The following is a 446-nucleotide window of genomic DNA, read 5'->3' as shown; positions in this document are numbered from 1 at the left end:
ACCATTAGTCGGTCACGCAGATAGGTGAGATAGGAGTGGATGCCCTCCTTCCAGGTGTCGCGGAACGCCTTCACCTGTTCTGGCTCGCGTGAGACACCTTCACGCTTCCGATCATCGACATCTCTGGACTGTGTGGAGATCTGCCAGTTGGAACTAAACTTGATGCCGTAAGGCGGGTCGAAATAGATGCACTGCACCTTGCCGCGCATCGCCTCGCGCTCGGCGAGGCTCGCCATCACCTGCAGCGAATCGCCAAGGACAAAACGGTTCGTCCAGTGCTGCGAATGCTGGTAGAACTCGGCCCGTGCCTCCGGGTCGGTAAGCCCGTTGAAATCGGCGAAGAGATCGGGCGCATCGGTTTCGCTCGCCCGTTTCGCGCTGGTGCTGCGCTTCAACTCGTCGATGATCGCCTTGGGGTGCACCTTTTCCTGCACGTAGATCGGCGG

At 59.4% G+C, this 446-nt stretch carries 1 pseudogene; it reads right to left on the bottom strand.

Annotated features, from left to right (window positions below):
- Nucleotides 1–446 (bottom strand): annotated as a pseudogene (locus tag EN749_RS37135) (site-specific DNA-methyltransferase); the annotation flags it as partial.

The organism is Mesorhizobium sp. M7A.F.Ca.ET.027.02.1.1, from assembly GCF_004022985.1.
Lineage (GTDB): Bacteria > Pseudomonadota > Alphaproteobacteria > Rhizobiales > Rhizobiaceae > Mesorhizobium.
The sequence above is the reverse complement of the archived record's forward strand: the minus strand, read 5'-3'. Positions and strand labels throughout refer to the sequence as shown.